General features: G+C 61.2%; 23 protein-coding genes and 1 pseudogene. All 24 read left to right on the top strand.

What is annotated here, in order from left to right:
• Positions 1-598 precede the first annotated feature (598 nt).
• On the top strand, positions 599-1246 hold the full coding sequence (gene rplC, locus ACH2EI_RS12720; RefSeq protein WP_395156752.1) for a 50S ribosomal protein L3: 648 nt from the start codon (positions 599-601) through the stop codon (positions 1244-1246).
• Position 1247: 1 nt separating this feature from the next.
• Positions 1248-2129 (top strand): 50S ribosomal protein L4, encoded by an 882-nt coding sequence (gene rplD, locus ACH2EI_RS12715; protein WP_395156750.1) that lies wholly within the window; start codon positions 1248-1250, stop codon positions 2127-2129.
• A gap of 1 nt (position 2130) precedes the next feature.
• Entirely contained in the window at positions 2131-2418 is a 288-nt protein-coding gene (gene rplW / locus ACH2EI_RS12710; RefSeq protein ID WP_395156748.1) for a 50S ribosomal protein L23, read from the top strand.
• A 7-nt stretch (positions 2419-2425) separates the two neighbouring features.
• Positions 2426-3262 carry a 50S ribosomal protein L2 gene (rplB, locus tag ACH2EI_RS12705; RefSeq protein ID WP_394932004.1) on the top strand — a complete coding sequence of 279 codons (837 nt, stop codon included), beginning with the start codon at positions 2426-2428 and terminating at the stop codon, positions 3260-3262.
• A 40-nt stretch (positions 3263-3302) separates the two neighbouring features.
• Entirely contained in the window at positions 3303-3581 is a 279-nt protein-coding gene (rpsS, locus tag ACH2EI_RS12700) for a 30S ribosomal protein S19 (RefSeq protein ID WP_394928233.1), read from the top strand.
• Positions 3581-4237, top strand: coding sequence for a 50S ribosomal protein L22 (gene rplV / locus ACH2EI_RS12695; protein ID WP_395156745.1), 657 nt, complete (start codon positions 3581-3583; stop codon positions 4235-4237). Before rpsS ends, rplV begins: the two co-directional genes overlap by 1 nt.
• Positions 4237-5136: a 30S ribosomal protein S3 gene (gene rpsC / locus ACH2EI_RS12690; protein WP_395156743.1), complete on the top strand. Its 900-nt coding sequence runs from the start codon at positions 4237-4239 to the stop codon at positions 5134-5136. Before rplV ends, rpsC begins: the two co-directional genes overlap by 1 nt.
• A 15-nt stretch (positions 5137-5151) precedes the next feature.
• Complete coding sequence (rplP, locus tag ACH2EI_RS12685; RefSeq protein ID WP_395156741.1) at positions 5152-5568, top strand: 50S ribosomal protein L16; 417 nt, start codon at positions 5152-5154, stop codon at positions 5566-5568.
• Positions 5568-5780 (top strand): 50S ribosomal protein L29, encoded by a 213-nt coding sequence (rpmC, locus tag ACH2EI_RS12680; protein ID WP_395156739.1) that lies wholly within the window; start codon positions 5568-5570, stop codon positions 5778-5780. Before rplP ends, rpmC begins: the two co-directional genes overlap by 1 nt.
• Before the next feature lie 5 nt (positions 5781-5785).
• Positions 5786-6076: a 30S ribosomal protein S17 gene (gene rpsQ / locus ACH2EI_RS12675; protein WP_395156737.1), complete on the top strand. Its 291-nt coding sequence runs from the start codon at positions 5786-5788 to the stop codon at positions 6074-6076.
• The gene (rplN, locus tag ACH2EI_RS12670; protein ID WP_394931998.1) at positions 6073-6441 is read left to right on the top strand and encodes a 50S ribosomal protein L14; all 369 of its coding nucleotides are present in this window, start codon (positions 6073-6075) and stop codon (positions 6439-6441) included. The genes rpsQ and rplN overlap by 4 nt, the downstream gene beginning before the upstream one ends.
• Positions 6441-6743, top strand: coding sequence for a 50S ribosomal protein L24 (gene rplX, locus ACH2EI_RS12665; protein ID WP_395160278.1), 303 nt, complete (start codon positions 6441-6443; stop codon positions 6741-6743). Before rplN ends, rplX begins: the two co-directional genes overlap by 1 nt.
• Positions 6743-7396: a 50S ribosomal protein L5 gene (gene rplE, locus ACH2EI_RS12660; protein WP_395153324.1), complete on the top strand. Its 654-nt coding sequence runs from the start codon at positions 6743-6745 to the stop codon at positions 7394-7396. Before rplX ends, rplE begins: the two co-directional genes overlap by 1 nt.
• An 8-nt stretch (positions 7397-7404) precedes the next feature.
• Positions 7405-7590, top strand: coding sequence for a type Z 30S ribosomal protein S14 (locus ACH2EI_RS12655; protein WP_394928241.1), 186 nt, complete (start codon positions 7405-7407; stop codon positions 7588-7590).
• 10 nt (positions 7591-7600) lie between these two features.
• On the top strand, positions 7601-8002 hold the full coding sequence (gene rpsH / locus ACH2EI_RS12650; RefSeq protein ID WP_395153310.1) for a 30S ribosomal protein S8: 402 nt from the start codon (positions 7601-7603) through the stop codon (positions 8000-8002).
• 10 nt (positions 8003-8012) lie between these two features.
• Complete coding sequence (gene rplF, locus ACH2EI_RS12645) at positions 8013-8552, top strand: 50S ribosomal protein L6 (protein ID WP_395153311.1); 540 nt, start codon at positions 8013-8015, stop codon at positions 8550-8552.
• 2 nt (positions 8553-8554) lie between these two features.
• Positions 8555-8923 (top strand): 50S ribosomal protein L18, encoded by a 369-nt coding sequence (rplR, locus tag ACH2EI_RS12640; RefSeq protein ID WP_395153312.1) that lies wholly within the window; start codon positions 8555-8557, stop codon positions 8921-8923.
• Positions 8923-9558 carry a 30S ribosomal protein S5 gene (gene rpsE, locus ACH2EI_RS12635; RefSeq protein WP_395153313.1) on the top strand — a complete coding sequence of 212 codons (636 nt, stop codon included), beginning with the start codon at positions 8923-8925 and terminating at the stop codon, positions 9556-9558. The genes rplR and rpsE overlap by 1 nt, the downstream gene beginning before the upstream one ends.
• The gene (gene rpmD / locus ACH2EI_RS12630; RefSeq protein ID WP_395153314.1) at positions 9555-9749 is read left to right on the top strand and encodes a 50S ribosomal protein L30; all 195 of its coding nucleotides are present in this window, start codon (positions 9555-9557) and stop codon (positions 9747-9749) included. The genes rpsE and rpmD overlap by 4 nt, the downstream gene beginning before the upstream one ends.
• Before the next feature lie 2 nt (positions 9750-9751).
• Positions 9752-10261, top strand: coding sequence for a 50S ribosomal protein L15 (rplO, locus tag ACH2EI_RS12625; protein WP_395153315.1), 510 nt, complete (start codon positions 9752-9754; stop codon positions 10259-10261).
• A gap of 129 nt (positions 10262-10390) precedes the next feature.
• A complete protein-coding gene (gene secY / locus ACH2EI_RS12620; protein WP_395153316.1) occupies positions 10391-11719 on the top strand; it encodes a preprotein translocase subunit SecY in 1329 nt (442 codons plus the stop codon).
• A gap of 10 nt (positions 11720-11729) precedes the next feature.
• Positions 11730-12395 (top strand): adenylate kinase, encoded by a 666-nt coding sequence (locus ACH2EI_RS12615; RefSeq protein ID WP_395153317.1) that lies wholly within the window; start codon positions 11730-11732, stop codon positions 12393-12395.
• Between the two features lie 113 nt (positions 12396-12508).
• Positions 12509-12853, top strand: a pseudogene (locus ACH2EI_RS12610) (thiol-disulfide oxidoreductase DCC family protein); the annotation flags it as partial.
• Positions 12854-12894: 41 nt separating this feature from the next.
• Complete coding sequence (locus tag ACH2EI_RS12605) at positions 12895-14970, top strand: acyltransferase family protein (RefSeq protein WP_395160276.1); 2076 nt, start codon at positions 12895-12897, stop codon at positions 14968-14970.
• Positions 14971-15001: the final 31 nt, after the last annotated feature.

Below are 15001 nucleotides of genomic sequence, written 5' to 3'. Positions count from 1 at the left end.
CGACGCGGTCGCGCTCGATGCGCTGCGAATCGCCAACAACGATCCTGGCGAAGTTGTCGGCGACTTCGCTGCTTTTGTCGACGGTGCAACCATCCTCACCGATGATTTTGCTCCAGTCGACCAGCTCATCAACGCCGGATCTTGAATCTTCTGAATGCGGCCCGGGGTGGCACCGGCGAACATCTGATGAGATCACCGCGGTACATCTCGGGAAGATTGACGGCGGATTCCGCTGCTCCCTGTCCCGAGATGACGAGATTGGGGCCCAGCAGCTGGAAATTGGGCGCCAAATTGGCCAGGAAGTGTCGCGAGTCACGCGCATCCGGGCGAAACCGCATGAACACGCGAGTTGGGTTCGCGTGGGGGTGCCCCTAGCATTGCATGGCCGTGATCGGGATTCGTCCCGTGATCGACAAGAACGACAAATGATGTTCGTGTAGGCCCTCCCCGACGTTGGGAACGGAACCGCACGGCACCCTATGAATCGTGCTCCGAGCGTCTGAGTGCACCAACATTGGTGCGTGCAGGCCCGGAGCATTTGCGTGGAGAGCCCCCGGTATATCGCCGGATGGCTTGGACAACGGAAAGGCTGCCGGAAATGGCACAACAAGCGATCGTCGGCGAAAAGGTCGGCATGACGCAAACGTGGGTGGACGACAAAGTCGTTCCCGTCACAATGCTTCGTGTTGCACCTATGCGCATCGTGCAGATCAAGACCAATGAACGTGATGGATACACCGCTTTGCAGGTGACCTACGGACAGAAGAAGGCCAATAAGCTGAACAAGCCACAGGCCGGGCACTTCGAGAAAGCCGGCGTTGAGCCGGGCAAGCGGCTCGTTGAGCTTCGCCTCGATTCCGTAGATGGCTTCGAAGTCGGCCAAGAAATCACGGTCGAGCAAATCGCCGCTGGCACCAAGGTCGATGTGACTGCGACCAGCCGTGGTAAGGGCTTCGCCGGTGTCATGAAGCGTCACAACTTCAAGGGAGCACCTGCCTCGCACGGTGCTCACAAGAACCACCGCAAGCCTGGAGCCATCGGCCAGTGCGCCTTCCCGGCCCGTGTCTTCAAGGGCATGCGCATGGCAGGCCACATGGGCCATGAGCAGGTCACGACGCAGAACCTCGAAGTCGTCAAGAGTGACGTCGAGCGCAACATTCTGCTCATCAAGGGCTCGGTCCCCGGCCCCGCCGGCGGCGTGGTCATCGTCCGCAACGCAGTCAAGTTCGCTGGAAAGGTTTCCTGACATGGCATCACTGACTCTCAAGAACGCTTCCGGCAAAGACGCCGGCTCGGTCGACCTCGATGACGCCATCTTCGGCATCGAGCCGAACGTGCCGCTCATGCACCAGGTCGTTACCGCTCAGCTCGCCGCACGTCGTGCTGGCACGCAGAGCGCCAAGACTCGCGCCGAGGTGCGTGGTGGCGGTCGCAAGCCGTACGCCCAGAAGGGCACCGGTAACGCCCGTCAGGGCTCAATCCGTGCACCGCAGTTCGCTGGTGGTGGCGTTGCGTTGGCCCCCAAGCCCCGCAGCTACAGCCAGAAGACACCGAAGAAGATGATCAAAGCGGCTCTTCGTTCAGCATTGTCTGACCGGGCCGCCGAAGGCAAAGTCATCGTCGTCGACAGCTACGGCATCAACACACCGAAGACCAAAGACGCCAAGGCGCTGCTCGCCGCTCTCGACATTACGGGCACTGTGCTCGTGGTCGTCGGCCGTGACGATGCCAATGCCGCCTTGAGCTTCCGCAACCTGCCGCACGTGCACGTCATTAGCCCCGGCGAGCTCAACACGTACGACGTGCTGTGCAACGACTGGCTCGTCTTCAGTAAGGACGTCGTTCCTGCGAGTGACGCCAAGCCCGCCGTTCAGTCCAAGGCTGCCAAGCCCGCCGCTGAAGCTGATGCATCACCCCACGGCGAAGGCTCGCACGCTCCGATCGAGGGCGACGAAATGCCCGATGGTTTCCCCATCAAGGGCAACGCCTCCTCGATGCTCTACCACCTTCCCGACACGTCCTTCTACAACCGGACCGTCGCCGAAGTGTGGTTCGCCACTGAAGAAGCCGCTCAGACCGCTGGCTTCACCCGCCCCGCTTCGCAGCTGAAGAAGGAAGAGGAGTCCTGACATGAAGGATCCCCGCGACATCATCATTGCTCCGATCGTTTCCGAGAAGAGCTACGCCCTCATCGAGACCGGCGTGTACACCTTCGAAGTGGCCAAGTCGGCCTCCAAGCCCGAGATTCGCGATGCGATCGAGAGCATTTGGGGCGTCGAGGTCCGCAAGGTGAACACACTCAACCGTCAGGGCAAGCGCAAGCGCACCCGCGGTACCAACCGCGTCGGTCAGAAGCCCAGCCAAAAGCGGGCCATCGTTACCCTGGCAGCGGGCGAAATCCCGCTGTTCGAGAACTGAGCGCACCATGGCTATTCGTTCACGCAAGCCCACATCACCCGGCCGTCGCTTCCAGACGAGCTCCGACTTCAGCGACGTCACAAAGACGACGCCTGAAAAGACGCTGCTCGCTCCGAAGAGCCGCACCGGTGGTCGTAACAGCTACGGCCGCAAAACCAGCCGTCACCGCGGTGGTGGCCACAAGCAGCAGTACCGCATCATTGACTTCAAGCGAGTCAAAGATGGCGTGACTGCCAAGGTCGCCGCCATCGAGTATGACCCCAACCGCACCTGCCGTATTGCACTCCTGCACTACTCAGACGGCCAGAAGGCATATATTTTGGCTCCCCGTGGCCTCGGCGTCGGTGACCACGTGGTCTCCGGTCAGGGCTCGGACATCAAGCCCGGCAACGCCATGCCACTCCGGTTTATCCCGGTTGGTACCACCATTCACAACGTCGAACTGCGCCCCGGCCAGGGTGGAAAGATCGGCCGTTCGGCCGGTATCTCCGTGCAGCTCGTCGCAAAGGATGGCGATCACGCAACCCTGCGTATGCCGTCCACCGAGATGCGCCGCGTGCTCATTGACTGCCGTGCAACTGTCGGCGAAGTCGGCAACTCCGAGCACGAGCTGATCAAAATCGGTAAGGCCGGTCGCAACCGCTGGAAGGGCGTCAAGCCCCAGACCCGTGGTGTTGCGATGAACCCGGTCGATCACCCTCTGGGTGGTGGCGAAGGCCGCACCTCCGGTGGTCGTCCAGCAGTGTCCCCATGGGGCAAGCCCGAGAGCCGAACTCGCAACAAGAAGAAGCCGAGTCAGGACCTCCTTATCCGCCGCCGTCGTTCGGGACGTGGCCGTCGCTAACGCGCTGGCCGGCAAGAAGTACGGAAAGAGATACAGACACATGACACGCAGTCTCAAAAAGGGCCCCTTCGTTGACGAGCATTTGCTCAAGAAGATCGATGCCCAGAACGAAGCCGGCGAGCGCAAGGTCATCAAGACCTGGAGCCGTCGCTCGACCATCATCCCCGACATGGTCGGCCACACGCTTGCTGTCCACGACGGCCGTAAGCACGTCCCGGTCTATGTGACCGAGTCGATGGTCGGCCACAAGCTCGGTGAGTTCAGCCCCACCCGCACCTTCAAGTTCCATGCGGGTCAAGAACGAGGAGCACGTCGCTAATGACCGGCCCCAAGCTCAACGAGAAGTCGTACGTCGCCGGCGAACGCTCCGGTACAAAGGCCACCGCCAAGTACGTCCGCACCTCGGCCTCCAAGGTCCGTGCAGTGCTCGACCTGGTCCGCGGCCTTGACGTCAAGTCGGCCGACCAGATCCTGCAGCTGACCGAGCGCCACACGGCGATTCCGGTTCGCAAGCTGCTCGCTTCGGCAGTGGCCAACGCGGTCAACAACGACAACCAAGATGCTGACGAACTGTTTGTCATTGCGTGCTTCGCCGACGAGGGACCGACGCTCAAGCGTTTCAAGCCCCGTGCGCGGGGTCGTGCAAGCCGCATTCTCAAGCGCACCTGCCATGTGACAATCATCGTTGCCCGCATGAGTGACGCTCGAATCGCCATCGTTCAGGCCCGTGCCGAGCGTCAGGGTGCCGGCAGCGGCCGCCCCGCCGCCACCAACCGTCGTGACCGTGTTGCGCGCTCCAAGGAGCAGGCAGCCGACACGAGCGTCGAAGCCGACAGCGAAGTCATTGCAGTCGACACCGAAGAGTCGGCTCCAGTAGCCAGCTCCTTGAAGCCTGGTGCAAGCCAGGAAAACGGAACAGAAGAACAAGCAGACATTGCAAGCGACACGGCCGCTGACGAGGCGGAGGAGAACTGATGGGTCAGAAGATCAATCCGTACGGATTCCGTCTCGGAATCACCACCGACTGGAAGTCGCGTTGGTTCAGCGAGCGTGACTATAAGCAGTACCTCACGGAAGACTGGACTATCCGCCAGGAAATCATGACGCTGCTCGAGTCGGCTGCTATCAGCCGCATCGAGATCGAGCGCACCCGTGACAAGCTCCGCGTCGATGTGCACACTGCCCGTCCGGGCATCGTCATTGGTCGCCGTGGCGCCCAGGCTGACGAGCTCCGTCAGATGATCACCAAGATCACTGGCAACGGCAAGATTCAGCTCAACATCGTCGAGATCAAGAACCCCGAACTCGATGCTGCGCTGATCGCCCAGGGCGTTGCTGACCAGTTGGTCAACCGCATTGCCTTCCGGCGTGCCATGAAGCGGGCCGTGCAAAACGCACAGCGTGCGGGTGCCCTCGGTATTCGGGTGCAGTGCTCGGGTCGTCTCGGTGGCGCCGAGATGAGCCGTACCGAGTGGTACCGCGAAGGCCGTGTGCCGTTGCACACCCTGCGTGCCGACATCGACTACGGGTTGCGCGAAGCAAAGACCAGTTCCGGCCGTGTTGGCGTCAAGGTGTGGATCTACAAGGGCGACATCCTCCCGTACAAAAAGATCAACGACGATAAGATCCAGCGCGAAGCTGCGATGGCTGTCGGCGAGACCTCCGGCGCTGCGCTGGCACCCCGCAAGGTTGTGTCTTCCGGCGGCCCGAAGGCCGTTCACTCCGAAGCCGGAGCTGGCGCCCCTGAGGCGCAGCCGCTGGTGAAAGAAGCTGATCCGGAACTCGAGAAGTTGCTCGACGAAGAAGAAGCCATCGCCAAGCGCACCGCGCTCGGCGAAACGAACGAATCGCCGCGGCTCCGCGGCTCGGACTGAAAGGGAGCTTGACCAATGTTGATGCCCCGTAAAGTCGCGCACCGCAAGCACCATCGCGGCCGCACCAAGGGACAAACGAAGGGTGGCTCAGGCCTCCACTTCGGTGAGTACGGCATTCAAGCTCTCGAGCCGGGTTGGATCTCGGCCCGTCAGATCGAAGCAGCTCGTATCGCGATGACCCGTGCTATCAAGCGCGGTGGCAAGGTTTGGATCAATATCTTCCCGGACAAGCCAGTCACGAAAAAGCCGGCCGAGACCCGCATGGGTTCCGGCAAGGGCAACCCCGAATTCTGGGTGGCCGTCGTGAAGCCAGGTCGGACCATGTTCGAACTCTCGTACCCCGACGAAGAGACCGCGAAGCTGGCCCTCAACAAGGCCATCCAGAAGCTGCCGATCAAGTGCCGCATCATCACCCGTGAGGAGCCGATCTAGTGGCGAAGAAGAATCAACTCGCTGAACTCTCGATGGGTGAACTCATCGAAGAGTTGCAGGCCACCAAGCAGGAAGCGCTCAACCTGCGCTTCCGCAACGCAACCGGCCAGCTCGAGAACACTGCCGAAATCGGCAAGGTTCGCAAGCAGGCCGCCCGCATCAACACGCTGATCCGCTCGAAAGAAATCGAAGCGGCCGAGGCAGGGAACTGAGCCCCATGAGTGAAGCAGTGGAAAACACCACAGAACAGACCCTCGAGCGCACCGCTCGCAAGGTGCGTGAAGGCACCGTTGTGTCGAACAAGATGGACAAGACCGCCGTTGTGGCCATTGTCTCTCGTGTTCCGCATGCCAAGTACAACAAGATGATCCTTCAGACCACCAAGTTGTACGCCCACGATGAGACCAACGACGTCAACATTGGCGACAAGGTCCGCGTGATGGAGACCCGTGCGCTCAGCAAGAAAAAGCGCTGGCGTGTCATCGATGTGTTGGAGCGTGCCAAGTGATTCAGCAAGAAAGCCGTCTGCGTGTTGCAGACAACAGTGGAGCCAAAGAAGTGCTCTGCATTAAGGTCCTCGGTGGCACCCGCCGTCGCTACGCCTCGATTGGCGACATCTTTGTCGCAACGGTCAAGGACGCGATGCCTGGTGCCGGCGTGAAGAAGGGCGAAGTCGTCAAGTGCGTCGTCGTCCGGACCAAAAAAGAAAAGCGTCGTCCCGACGGCAGCTACATCCGTTTCGACGAGAACGCAGCCGTCCTCATCAAGGACGACATGACGCCTCGAGGCACTCGTATCTTCGGCCCAGTCGGCCGTGAGCTGCGCGACCGCAAGTTCATGCGTATCGTCTCACTCGCGCCGGAGGTGTTGTGATGAAGCTCCGCAAGGGTGACACCGTTCAAGTCATCACCGGCAAAGACAAGGGCAAGCAGGGCGAAATCGACAAGGTTTTCCCGAAGTCCAACAAGATCATCGTGCACGGCGTCAACACGGCGTCCAAGCACAGCAAGCCGTCCCGTGCCAACGAGCAGGGCGGAATCATCGAGAAGGACATGCCGTTCGACGTCTCCAATGTGATGCTCGTTCACGGTGGCAAGACCGTCCGTCTCGGTTACAAGGTGAAGGACGATGGCACCAAGGTGCGCATCGCTCGTCCGAGTGGAGTCGAAGTCTGATGACTGACGTAACGACTGACGTAATGACGAGCCCGGCAACCCTGCCCCGGCTCAAGGCGCGTTACAACGACGAGATCGCTGCTGCGCTCAAGACTGAGCTGGGCATTGACAACGTCATGGAAGTGCCGAAGCTCGAAAAGATCGTGATCAATATGGGTGTTGGGCGTGCAGCCGGACAACCGTCGCTGATCGAAGCTGCTGTCGCTGACCTCACAGTCATTGCCGGTCAGAAGCCGATCATCACGAAGGCCAGCAAGTCGATCGCAAACTTCAAGTTGCGTGAAGGCCAGGCCATCGGTACGAAGGTCACCCTGCGCGGTGACCGGATGTGGGAATTCCTGGATCGATTGATCTCGGTTGCCATCCCCCGTATTCGAGATTTCCGCGGCCTGCCGGCACACAGCTGGGACGGCAACGGCAACTACACGTTCGGCCTGTCCGAACAGACGATGTTCGCTGAGATCAATCCCGACAAGGCTGATCATCCCCGCGGCATGGACATCACCATCGTCACGACTGCCAAAAGCAACGAAGCAGGCAAAGCCCTCCTCGACGCTTACGGTTTCCCCTTCAAGAAGGGCGCTGACGCAGACAACGAGCCACGCAAGAAGCGTCGCAAGGGCGCCGCTTTCGGCGGCCAGAAGAGCAAGTGAGCTGAACCATGGCTAAAAAAGCACTGATCAACAAGGCAAACGCGAAGCCGAAGTTCAAGGTTCGCGCCTATACCCGTTGCAAACGCTGCGGTCGTGCCCGTTCCGTCTATCGCAAGTTCGGTCTCTGCCGTGTGTGTCTGCGAGAGCTCGCACATGCCGGTGAGATCCCGGGCCTGACGAAGTCGAGCTGGTGAGGAGTTACAAATGCTGACAGATCCCATCGCAGACATGCTGACCCGAGTTCGCAACGCGAACACGGCCAAGCACGACGAGGTTCCCATGCCGTCGTCAAAGCAGAAGGTTGCCCTCGCTGTTGTCCTCCAGAAGGAGGGCTACATCACGAGCTTTGAGACAACGCCGTCGCCTCGTGGCGTCGGTGAAACGCTCACCATCATTATGAAGTACAGCGAAGACCGTGATCGCACGATCATGGGCCTCCGCCGCATTTCGACCCCCGGGCTGCGGGTTTACCGCAGTTCCACCGATGTACCTCGTGTGCTCGGTGGCCTGGGTGTCGCTGTCCTGTCCACCAGCAAGGGGCTCATGACCGACCGGGAAGCGCGCAAGCGCAAAGTCGGCGGCGAAGTCCTCTGTTACGTCTGGTAAGGAACCACTCATGTCACGAATTGGACAAGCACCGATCGCGGTGCCTGCGGGCGTCGATGTCAACATTGTCGGAACCCACATCACGGTGAAAGGTCCGAAGGGCTCACTTGATCGTGAGATCCCCGGCGGCATCACCATCGACGTCAACGGCGACACGCTCACGTGTGTTCGTCCCAACGACGAGCACAAAAGTAAGGCGTTGCACGGCTTGGTCCGCAGCCTCGTCAACAACATGGTTCTCGGCGTCACCGAGGGGTTCAAAAAGGAACTCCAAATCGTCGGCGTTGGTTACCGAGCCGAAGCGCAGGGCAAAGACATCCGGCTCAGCCTCGGCTTCAGCCATACCATCGACGTCAAGGCGCCCGAGGGGATCTCGTTTGAGCTCCCGGCCCAGACACAGGTGATCGTGTCCGGGATCGACAAGGAAATGGTCGGCCAGGTGGCCGCCAACATCCGTAGCCTCCGCAAGCCTGAGCCGTACAAGGGCAAGGGCGTCCGGTACCTCGGCGAACGCGTCGTCCGCAAGGCCGGCAAGGCAGGAAAGAAGTAGTTATGACGAAAGTCGCACAAGCACGCCGCAACGGACGCATCCGTCGCCACCGCCGTGTACGCAAAAAGATCCACGGCACAGCGGCACGTCCCCGTCTCGCAGTGTTCCGTTCGAACAAGCACCTCTCGGTGCAGGTCATCGATGACGATGCTGGCACAACGCTTGCGTCTGCAACGACTAACGAGGCCGAGCTGCGTTCAGCAGGGACGGGTTCGAGCGTCGAGGCCGCTACCAAGATTGGCGTGCTCATCGGCGAGCGAGCCAAGGCTGCTGGTATTGAAAAGGTCGTCTTCGACCGCGGTGGCTTCGCCTACCACGGCCGCATCGCAGCCGTTGCATCCGCCGCACGTGAAGCAGGACTGGAATTCTGATGGCTTTTGGAAACAACAACCGTGATGGTCGGGGCGAGAACCGCCGCGAGGATCCCGATGGTTTGCGTGAATCACGCGTCATCACCATCAATCGCGTCGCCAAGGTCGTCAAGGGCGGTCGTCGCTTCTCTTTCACCGCTCTCGTGGTGATTGGTGACGGCAACGGCAAGGTCGGCCTCGGCTATGGCAAGGCGAAGGAAGTGCCTTTGGCGATCCAGAAGGGCACCGAGGAAGCTCGTCGGAACCTGTTCGAGGTGCCGATGGCCGGATCGACCATCATCCACCCCGTGCTCGGCCAGACCGGCGGCGCACGGGTGATGATGAAGCCGGCAGCAACCGGTACCGGCGTCATCGCCGGCGGTGCTGCTCGCGTTATTCTTGAAGAGGCTGGCGTCCACGACGTGTTGTCGAAGTCGCTTGGCTCGGCCAACCACATCAACGTTGCTCGTGCGACGATTCAGGGCCTCAAGTCCCTGCAGCGTCCCGACGAGATCGCGGCTCGCCGCGGCCTGACGCCCGAAGAGTGCATCCCCAAGGGTCTGCTCAATGCATACAACGAACGTAACAAGAAGCCTGCAGTTGATTCCTCCACAGAGAAGGAAGCCGCCTCGGCTGAAGTTGGAGCTACATCATGAGTGCAATTCATGTGAAGCAGATCAAGTCCGCTATCGGCACCAAGCCCAAGCACCGCGGAACACTGCGTGCGCTCGGTCTTGGCAGGATCGGCAACACCAACACACTTCCTGACCGTCCGGAGATTCGTGGCATGATTGCCCGAGTTCCGCACCTCATCGTTGTGACTGAAAACGTCACGGAAGAGAGCTGAACATGAAGGTTCATGACCTCGCACCCGCACCCGGGTCGAACAGGAGTCGCAAGCGCAAGGCGCGCGGTACCGGCGGCAAGGGCGGCAAGACCGCTGGCCGTGGCTCCAAGGGCCAGCGCGCCCGTAACACTGTTGCCCGCGGCTTCGAGGGTGGCCAGACGCCTCTCAAGCAGCGTGTTCCGAAGCTGAGCGGGTTCAACAACCCGTTCCGCGTCGAGTACCAGGCGATCAACCTCCACGCCCTCAACGACCTGGCAGAAAAGGTCGGTTCTGATATCGACCTCGACACGCTTGTCCAGAGTGGCTTGCTCACAAAGGGCGACTTTGCGAAGATTCTTGCTCGTGGTGAAATCACCACCAAGGTCAACGTGCACGCCCACGGAGCTTCGGCCTCGGCTGTCGCAGCCATTGAGGCCGCTGGCGGTTCGGTCACGCTTGTCACGCTTCCCTTCAAGGAAGAAGGCAAGGCCGGTCGTCCTGCAGTGCAGGGCAACCAGTTCGCCAACCGCTAACCGATTTTTTCATCGTCCCTGGCCTGCCGCGCGGAGCTTCTGCTCTTGCTGGTACGGTCAGCGGACGTTTGAATCGCCAGGCGTCCAGACGCCCCACTCGACCGTCACCCCAACCGGGAGCTGTTTCCTTTGATTTCGAATCTCCTGAATATCTTCAAGATTTCGGACCTCCGCAATAAGCTGATGTTCGTCATCTTGATGGTGATCGTGTACCGACTCGGCGTGGCCATTCGAGTCCCCGGCGTCGACGGCATTGCCATTGAGCAGTTGCGTGCCCAGTCGAGCGAGCAGGGAGCCCTCGGGTTCCTCAACTTGTTCTCCGGTGGCGCGTTTGAGTCGTTCTCGATTTTCGCGCTCGGCATCTTGCCGTATATCACCTCCTCGATCATCATGCAGGTGCTCGGAGTCGTCATCCCGAAGCTCGAAGAGCTGCAGCAGGATGGCGCCGTTGGACAACGCAAAATCACGCAATACACGCGCTACGTCACGATCGCTCTGGCCACGCTCCAGTCGACGGGACTTGTCTTCATCTTCGGTACGGGACGAGGCACGGCGTTCTTTTCCGCAGCCAGCGCGGCGCCAACCGTGCCGCTCTTGCCTGACGGCGTCTGGCCGCGCGGCTACCTGATCATTCCGACTCTGGTCGCTGGTACGGCTGTGTTGATGTGGATGGGCGAGATGATCTCGCAACGCGGTATCGGTAACGGGATTTCCATGCTGATCTTCGCTTCGGTTGTGGCCTCGTTGCCGGGCGGCTTCTGGGGCATCCTCCAGCTCAACAAGGTCTTCTGGTTCTTTGCGATGGTGGTCCTGACGCTTGGGATCATTGTGGCGGTGGTGTTTGTCGAGTTGGGCCAGCGACGGATCCCTGTGCAGTTTGCGAAACGTGTCGTGGGCCGACGAATGATGGGCGGCCAAAACACCTACATTCCGTTGAAGGTCAACCAGTCCGGCGTGATCCCGATCATCTTCGCGAGCTCCATTTTGCTCCTCCCCGTCATTGGCTCCAACGTCCTCGGTGGCAGTGGTGGCGAGGGCTGGCGCGGTACCGTCCAGCGATTTGTCGACCAGTACATTGTCAACCCGCAGAACGTGGTCTACATCACAATTCTCGCGCTGATGATCATCGCCTTTGCCTACTTCTACAACTCAATTGCATTTGACCCGATTCGTCAGGCTGACCAGTTGCGCAAGCAGGGTGGCTTCATTCCAGGCATCCGTCCTGGTATGCAAACCGAGAAGTATCTCGGCAAGGCCGTCAACCGCATCACCCTGCCGGGCGCTGTCTTCGTTGCGATCATTGCGATCCTGCCATACATCTTGCTGATCGCTGCCGACGTGAACTCCTTCGGGTTCGCTGGTACCAGTGTGCTGATCGCCGTCGGTGTGGCGCTCGAATTGATGCGCCAGATTGACAGCCAACTCACGCTGCGCAACTACGAGGGCTTCTTGAAGTAGGAGGCGCCTGATGATTCCGGGCGCTCGCCTCATCATTCTCGGCCGACAGGGAGCCGGTAAAGGAACACAGTGTGTTCGATTGTCGCGCCACTTCGTCGTTCCGCACATCTCTACCGGTGACATGCTGCGGGCTGCCGTCCGCGAGGAGACCGAACTCGGCCTGATGGCCAAGGAAGTCATGGATGCTGGCGGTCTCGTTGGCGACGACATCATGATCGGAATCGTGCGTGAACGTTTCGGTGCCGCCGACGCCAGCTCGCGTGGATACATCCTCGACGGCTTCCCACGGACGTTGGCGCAGGCGCTGCAACTCGACGAGATCGCCGCCGAACAGCGGCGCCCAATTGACGTGGTGCTCGACCTGAACGTCCCGCGCGAGATTGTGCTCGAACGCATCTCGTCGCGTCGTGTGTGCCGCGACTGCGGTACGAACTACACAGCAACCGGTAATGACCCGAGCCCGTGGATCTGTGATGTTTGTGGCGGCGATGTGCTGCAGCGTGACGACGACACCGAAGACTCAGTGAACCGTCGACTTGACCTCTACGAAGAGCAGACCTTCCCGCTCGTCAAGCATTTCAGCGACCAAAATCGGCTCGTCGTCATCAACGGCGTCGGCCACCCCGACGCAGTCTTCGCCCGCATGGTGAAGGCGGTCGAAGGCAACCGTATTTAGTTTGTAGTTGGCACACTGATGATGTGAACACCGTCGACTTTGGGCAACTTCCTGATCGACGGCCCGAGCGCGCAACACTTGTCTTCGACGGGTATTGAGGCTTTTGCACACGTAGCGCTCGCTGGATGCGACGTCTCGACAAGCACGATCGGCTCGAGATCGTGGCCTCTCAGGCAAACGGCCAACGCGACAACACCGGCGTGAGCGAGGTCGAGGGTGACGCCGCAGCCTGGACCGTCGCGCACGGTGGAATCAAGGTCGGCGGTGCCCGCGCAATCGCCCTGGCTCTCGCCGTGGGCCGTCAAGCGCAGTGGCCGGTTTTGCCATGGAAGGTCCCTGGTGGATCGTGGCTCCTCGACCAGGCCTACTCGTTAGTCGCAGCCAATCGCCACCGGATTCCTGGGCAGACGCCATGGTGCCTCGAGCACGCCGACGGTTGTGCGCCACGCTCCGACTGAGATTGCCCTGACTTTGCGGTCGCCGTGGCACAATTCCGGGAATGAGTGAACGGGCTCTGCCTTCCTGCTCCGAGCCGTTGAGCTATCAGCCAGCCCTCGACGGCCTCCGCGCTGTTGCCGTGGCAATGGTGATGTGCTTCCATGCTGGCTTTGGTTGGATGGGCGGGGGCTACTTCGGCGTTTCGATCTTTTTTACACTGTCTGGGTTTCTGATCACCACACTCCTGATCGACGAGCGCGAGCGGACCGGGGCTCTCGCCCTCGGATCGTTCATCGCTCGACGGGCGAAGCGACTGCTGCCGGCGAGTATGGCGTGCATCGCGTTGGTGAGCGTGGCGCGGTTGATGGGACAGTTTGACCAAGTACCTGGGTTGCGGAGTCAGTTGCTCGGTGCAACGACGCACGTCTTTAACTGGGTGAAGCTCGACGGGGACACGAGCTACACCGACGTGTTCACCGGCTCGGCAGTCTTTGTGTCGCCCCTCGAGCACTACTGGTCACTCGCGATCGAAGAACAGTTCTACCTTTTGTGGCCGCTCACCGTCGCACTGCTGGCTCGGCGGGTGACGCGATGGTCGATCACCCTCCCGGTGTTGTTCCTCGCTGCTGCGATTGCGACGCCGATCGCAGCGCGGTTCCTCAGCGACAACGCCACGTATTGGGCCACGCCGATGCGTGCCGGTGAACTCTTGGCCGGCGCCGCAGTGGCCGGAGTGTTACGGCGCTGGGGGGTGCCTGCCTGGGCGGGGTTGCTCGCTCTCCCCGTCGCTGCGGCGCTCGCCACGCTGGCCGTCGTTCTGCCCACCGCGTCTGGGCCCGCATATGCCGGGTTGTTCGCTCCGCTCGCTGCGCTTTCAGCAGTCATGCTGTGGAGCTTGCAGGTCGCAGGCCCTGTGCGCCGAGCGCTGTCCAGTCGGCCACTGGTCCAACTCGGCCAGATCAGCTACGGCGTCTATCTTTTCCATTGGCCCGTCTTTGTCTGGCTGCGCCAGCAGGGATGGTCCCTGACCGAGCCATGGCGCTTCGTCATTGCGCTGGCTGCAACGTTGGCGATCGCTGCGGCGTCATTCGTGTTGATCGAACGGCCGGTCCGCTCAGCTTCCTGGCCGGTCCGGAGCACGATTCGTGGAGCTGCTGGCGCCATGCTCGTCGCCGGGCTCACCGTCGCCGTTCTCCCGTTCTCGAGGGGCTTCCTTGAGGCGGACCCGGCCATCCTTGCGTCGGCATCCGCCGAGCCGCTCGATTCGCTTGCTCCTCTTCAGCCGACGGCCCCCGTGACGCTGCCTGACTTCGCGTCGGTCGAGCTTGCTGATTTCGGGGCCCAGATTCCGATCCAAGCGATCGTCATTGCCGATACGGCCGAAATGCTCGGCTCGGCCATTGACGTTGCACCGGCCGTGGTGGCCAAACCATTTGTTCTCGACGAGCCTCTCGGCCCGCCGTTGTCGCGGCCGGTTCGGTTGCTGACGGTTGGCGATTCGACGGCGTTTTACCTGGGCCAAGCGTTGGCCGAGTGGGCACTTGACCATCGGGAGTACGCCACTTCCGACCTGCTGTGGTGCCAGGGCTGCGGTGTGCTGAGGGGCGGGGAGGTGACGAGCTGGGATGACACATTGTTGGCGGTTCGAAGCAGGGAAATGTTTGACGTCGACCTCCCGTCAATGGTCGCGCGAATCCAGCCTGACGTGGTTGCTCTGATGGTCACCGTGGTCGACGTCGCTGATCGCCAGTGGGCAGTTTCGGAAGGCCCACTGGAGCCGACTGACGCCCGGTACGTGGCGCGTCTCGCAGCGCGTTATCGCAGTACGGCGCTCGACCTTCTCGACCTGGGCGTCGGTCGCGTCGCGCTCATTGCCCCCCCGCCCGCAGTTGACTTTGTGGCGCACTCTGTCGCTTTCACAGCCGAGCGTTGGGTTGGCCTCCGTGCTGCGCTCGACCTGGTTGCCTTGGAACTTGCGCCGGAGGTGGCAGTCGTTGACCTGGCGGGGTGGGCGGATGCTGCAGGAGTGACCAACGACCTCGACTGGCGCCCCGATGGCACCCACCTGACAGAGCGCAGCGCCCGAGCGGTCGTCGAGCGATGGCTCGGTCCAATTCTGATTGGCCACGCGGTCTGAGCGGAGTGGTTCCGAGCCGAAGAATCAGTGT

The organism is Ilumatobacter sp., assembly GCF_041688325.1.
Classification (GTDB): Bacteria; Actinomycetota; Acidimicrobiia; order Acidimicrobiales; family Ilumatobacteraceae; genus Ilumatobacter_A.
The sequence above is the reverse complement of the archived record's forward strand: the minus strand, read 5'-3'. Positions and strand labels throughout refer to the sequence as shown.

Coding starts and splice junctions, on each gene's coding strand:
- rplC (WP_395156752.1), top strand. CDS start 599: ATGGCACAACAAGCGATCGTCGGCGAAAAGGTCGGCATGACGCAAACG.
- rplD (WP_395156750.1), top strand. CDS start 1,248: ATGGCATCACTGACTCTCAAGAACGCTTCCGGCAAAGACGCCGGCTCG.
- rplW (WP_395156748.1), top strand. CDS start 2,131: ATGAAGGATCCCCGCGACATCATCATTGCTCCGATCGTTTCCGAGAAG.
- rplB (WP_394932004.1), top strand. CDS start 2,426: ATGGCTATTCGTTCACGCAAGCCCACATCACCCGGCCGTCGCTTCCAG.
- rpsS (WP_394928233.1), top strand. CDS start 3,303: ATGACACGCAGTCTCAAAAAGGGCCCCTTCGTTGACGAGCATTTGCTC.
- rplV (WP_395156745.1), top strand. CDS start 3,581: ATGACCGGCCCCAAGCTCAACGAGAAGTCGTACGTCGCCGGCGAACGC.
- rpsC (WP_395156743.1), top strand. CDS start 4,237: ATGGGTCAGAAGATCAATCCGTACGGATTCCGTCTCGGAATCACCACC.
- rplP (WP_395156741.1), top strand. CDS start 5,152: ATGTTGATGCCCCGTAAAGTCGCGCACCGCAAGCACCATCGCGGCCGC.
- rpsQ (WP_395156737.1), top strand. CDS start 5,786: ATGAGTGAAGCAGTGGAAAACACCACAGAACAGACCCTCGAGCGCACC.
- rplX (WP_395160278.1), top strand. CDS start 6,441: ATGAAGCTCCGCAAGGGTGACACCGTTCAAGTCATCACCGGCAAAGAC.
- rplE (WP_395153324.1), top strand. CDS start 6,743: ATGACTGACGTAACGACTGACGTAATGACGAGCCCGGCAACCCTGCCC.
- ACH2EI_RS12655 (WP_394928241.1), top strand. CDS start 7,405: ATGGCTAAAAAAGCACTGATCAACAAGGCAAACGCGAAGCCGAAGTTC.
- rpsH (WP_395153310.1), top strand. CDS start 7,601: ATGCTGACAGATCCCATCGCAGACATGCTGACCCGAGTTCGCAACGCG.
- rplF (WP_395153311.1), top strand. CDS start 8,013: ATGTCACGAATTGGACAAGCACCGATCGCGGTGCCTGCGGGCGTCGAT.
- rplR (WP_395153312.1), top strand. CDS start 8,555: ATGACGAAAGTCGCACAAGCACGCCGCAACGGACGCATCCGTCGCCAC.
- rpsE (WP_395153313.1), top strand. CDS start 8,923: ATGGCTTTTGGAAACAACAACCGTGATGGTCGGGGCGAGAACCGCCGC.
- rpmD (WP_395153314.1), top strand. CDS start 9,555: ATGAGTGCAATTCATGTGAAGCAGATCAAGTCCGCTATCGGCACCAAG.
- rplO (WP_395153315.1), top strand. CDS start 9,752: ATGAAGGTTCATGACCTCGCACCCGCACCCGGGTCGAACAGGAGTCGC.
- ACH2EI_RS12615 (WP_395153317.1), top strand. CDS start 11,730: ATGATTCCGGGCGCTCGCCTCATCATTCTCGGCCGACAGGGAGCCGGT.
- ACH2EI_RS12605 (WP_395160276.1), top strand. CDS start 12,895: ATGAGTGAACGGGCTCTGCCTTCCTGCTCCGAGCCGTTGAGCTATCAG.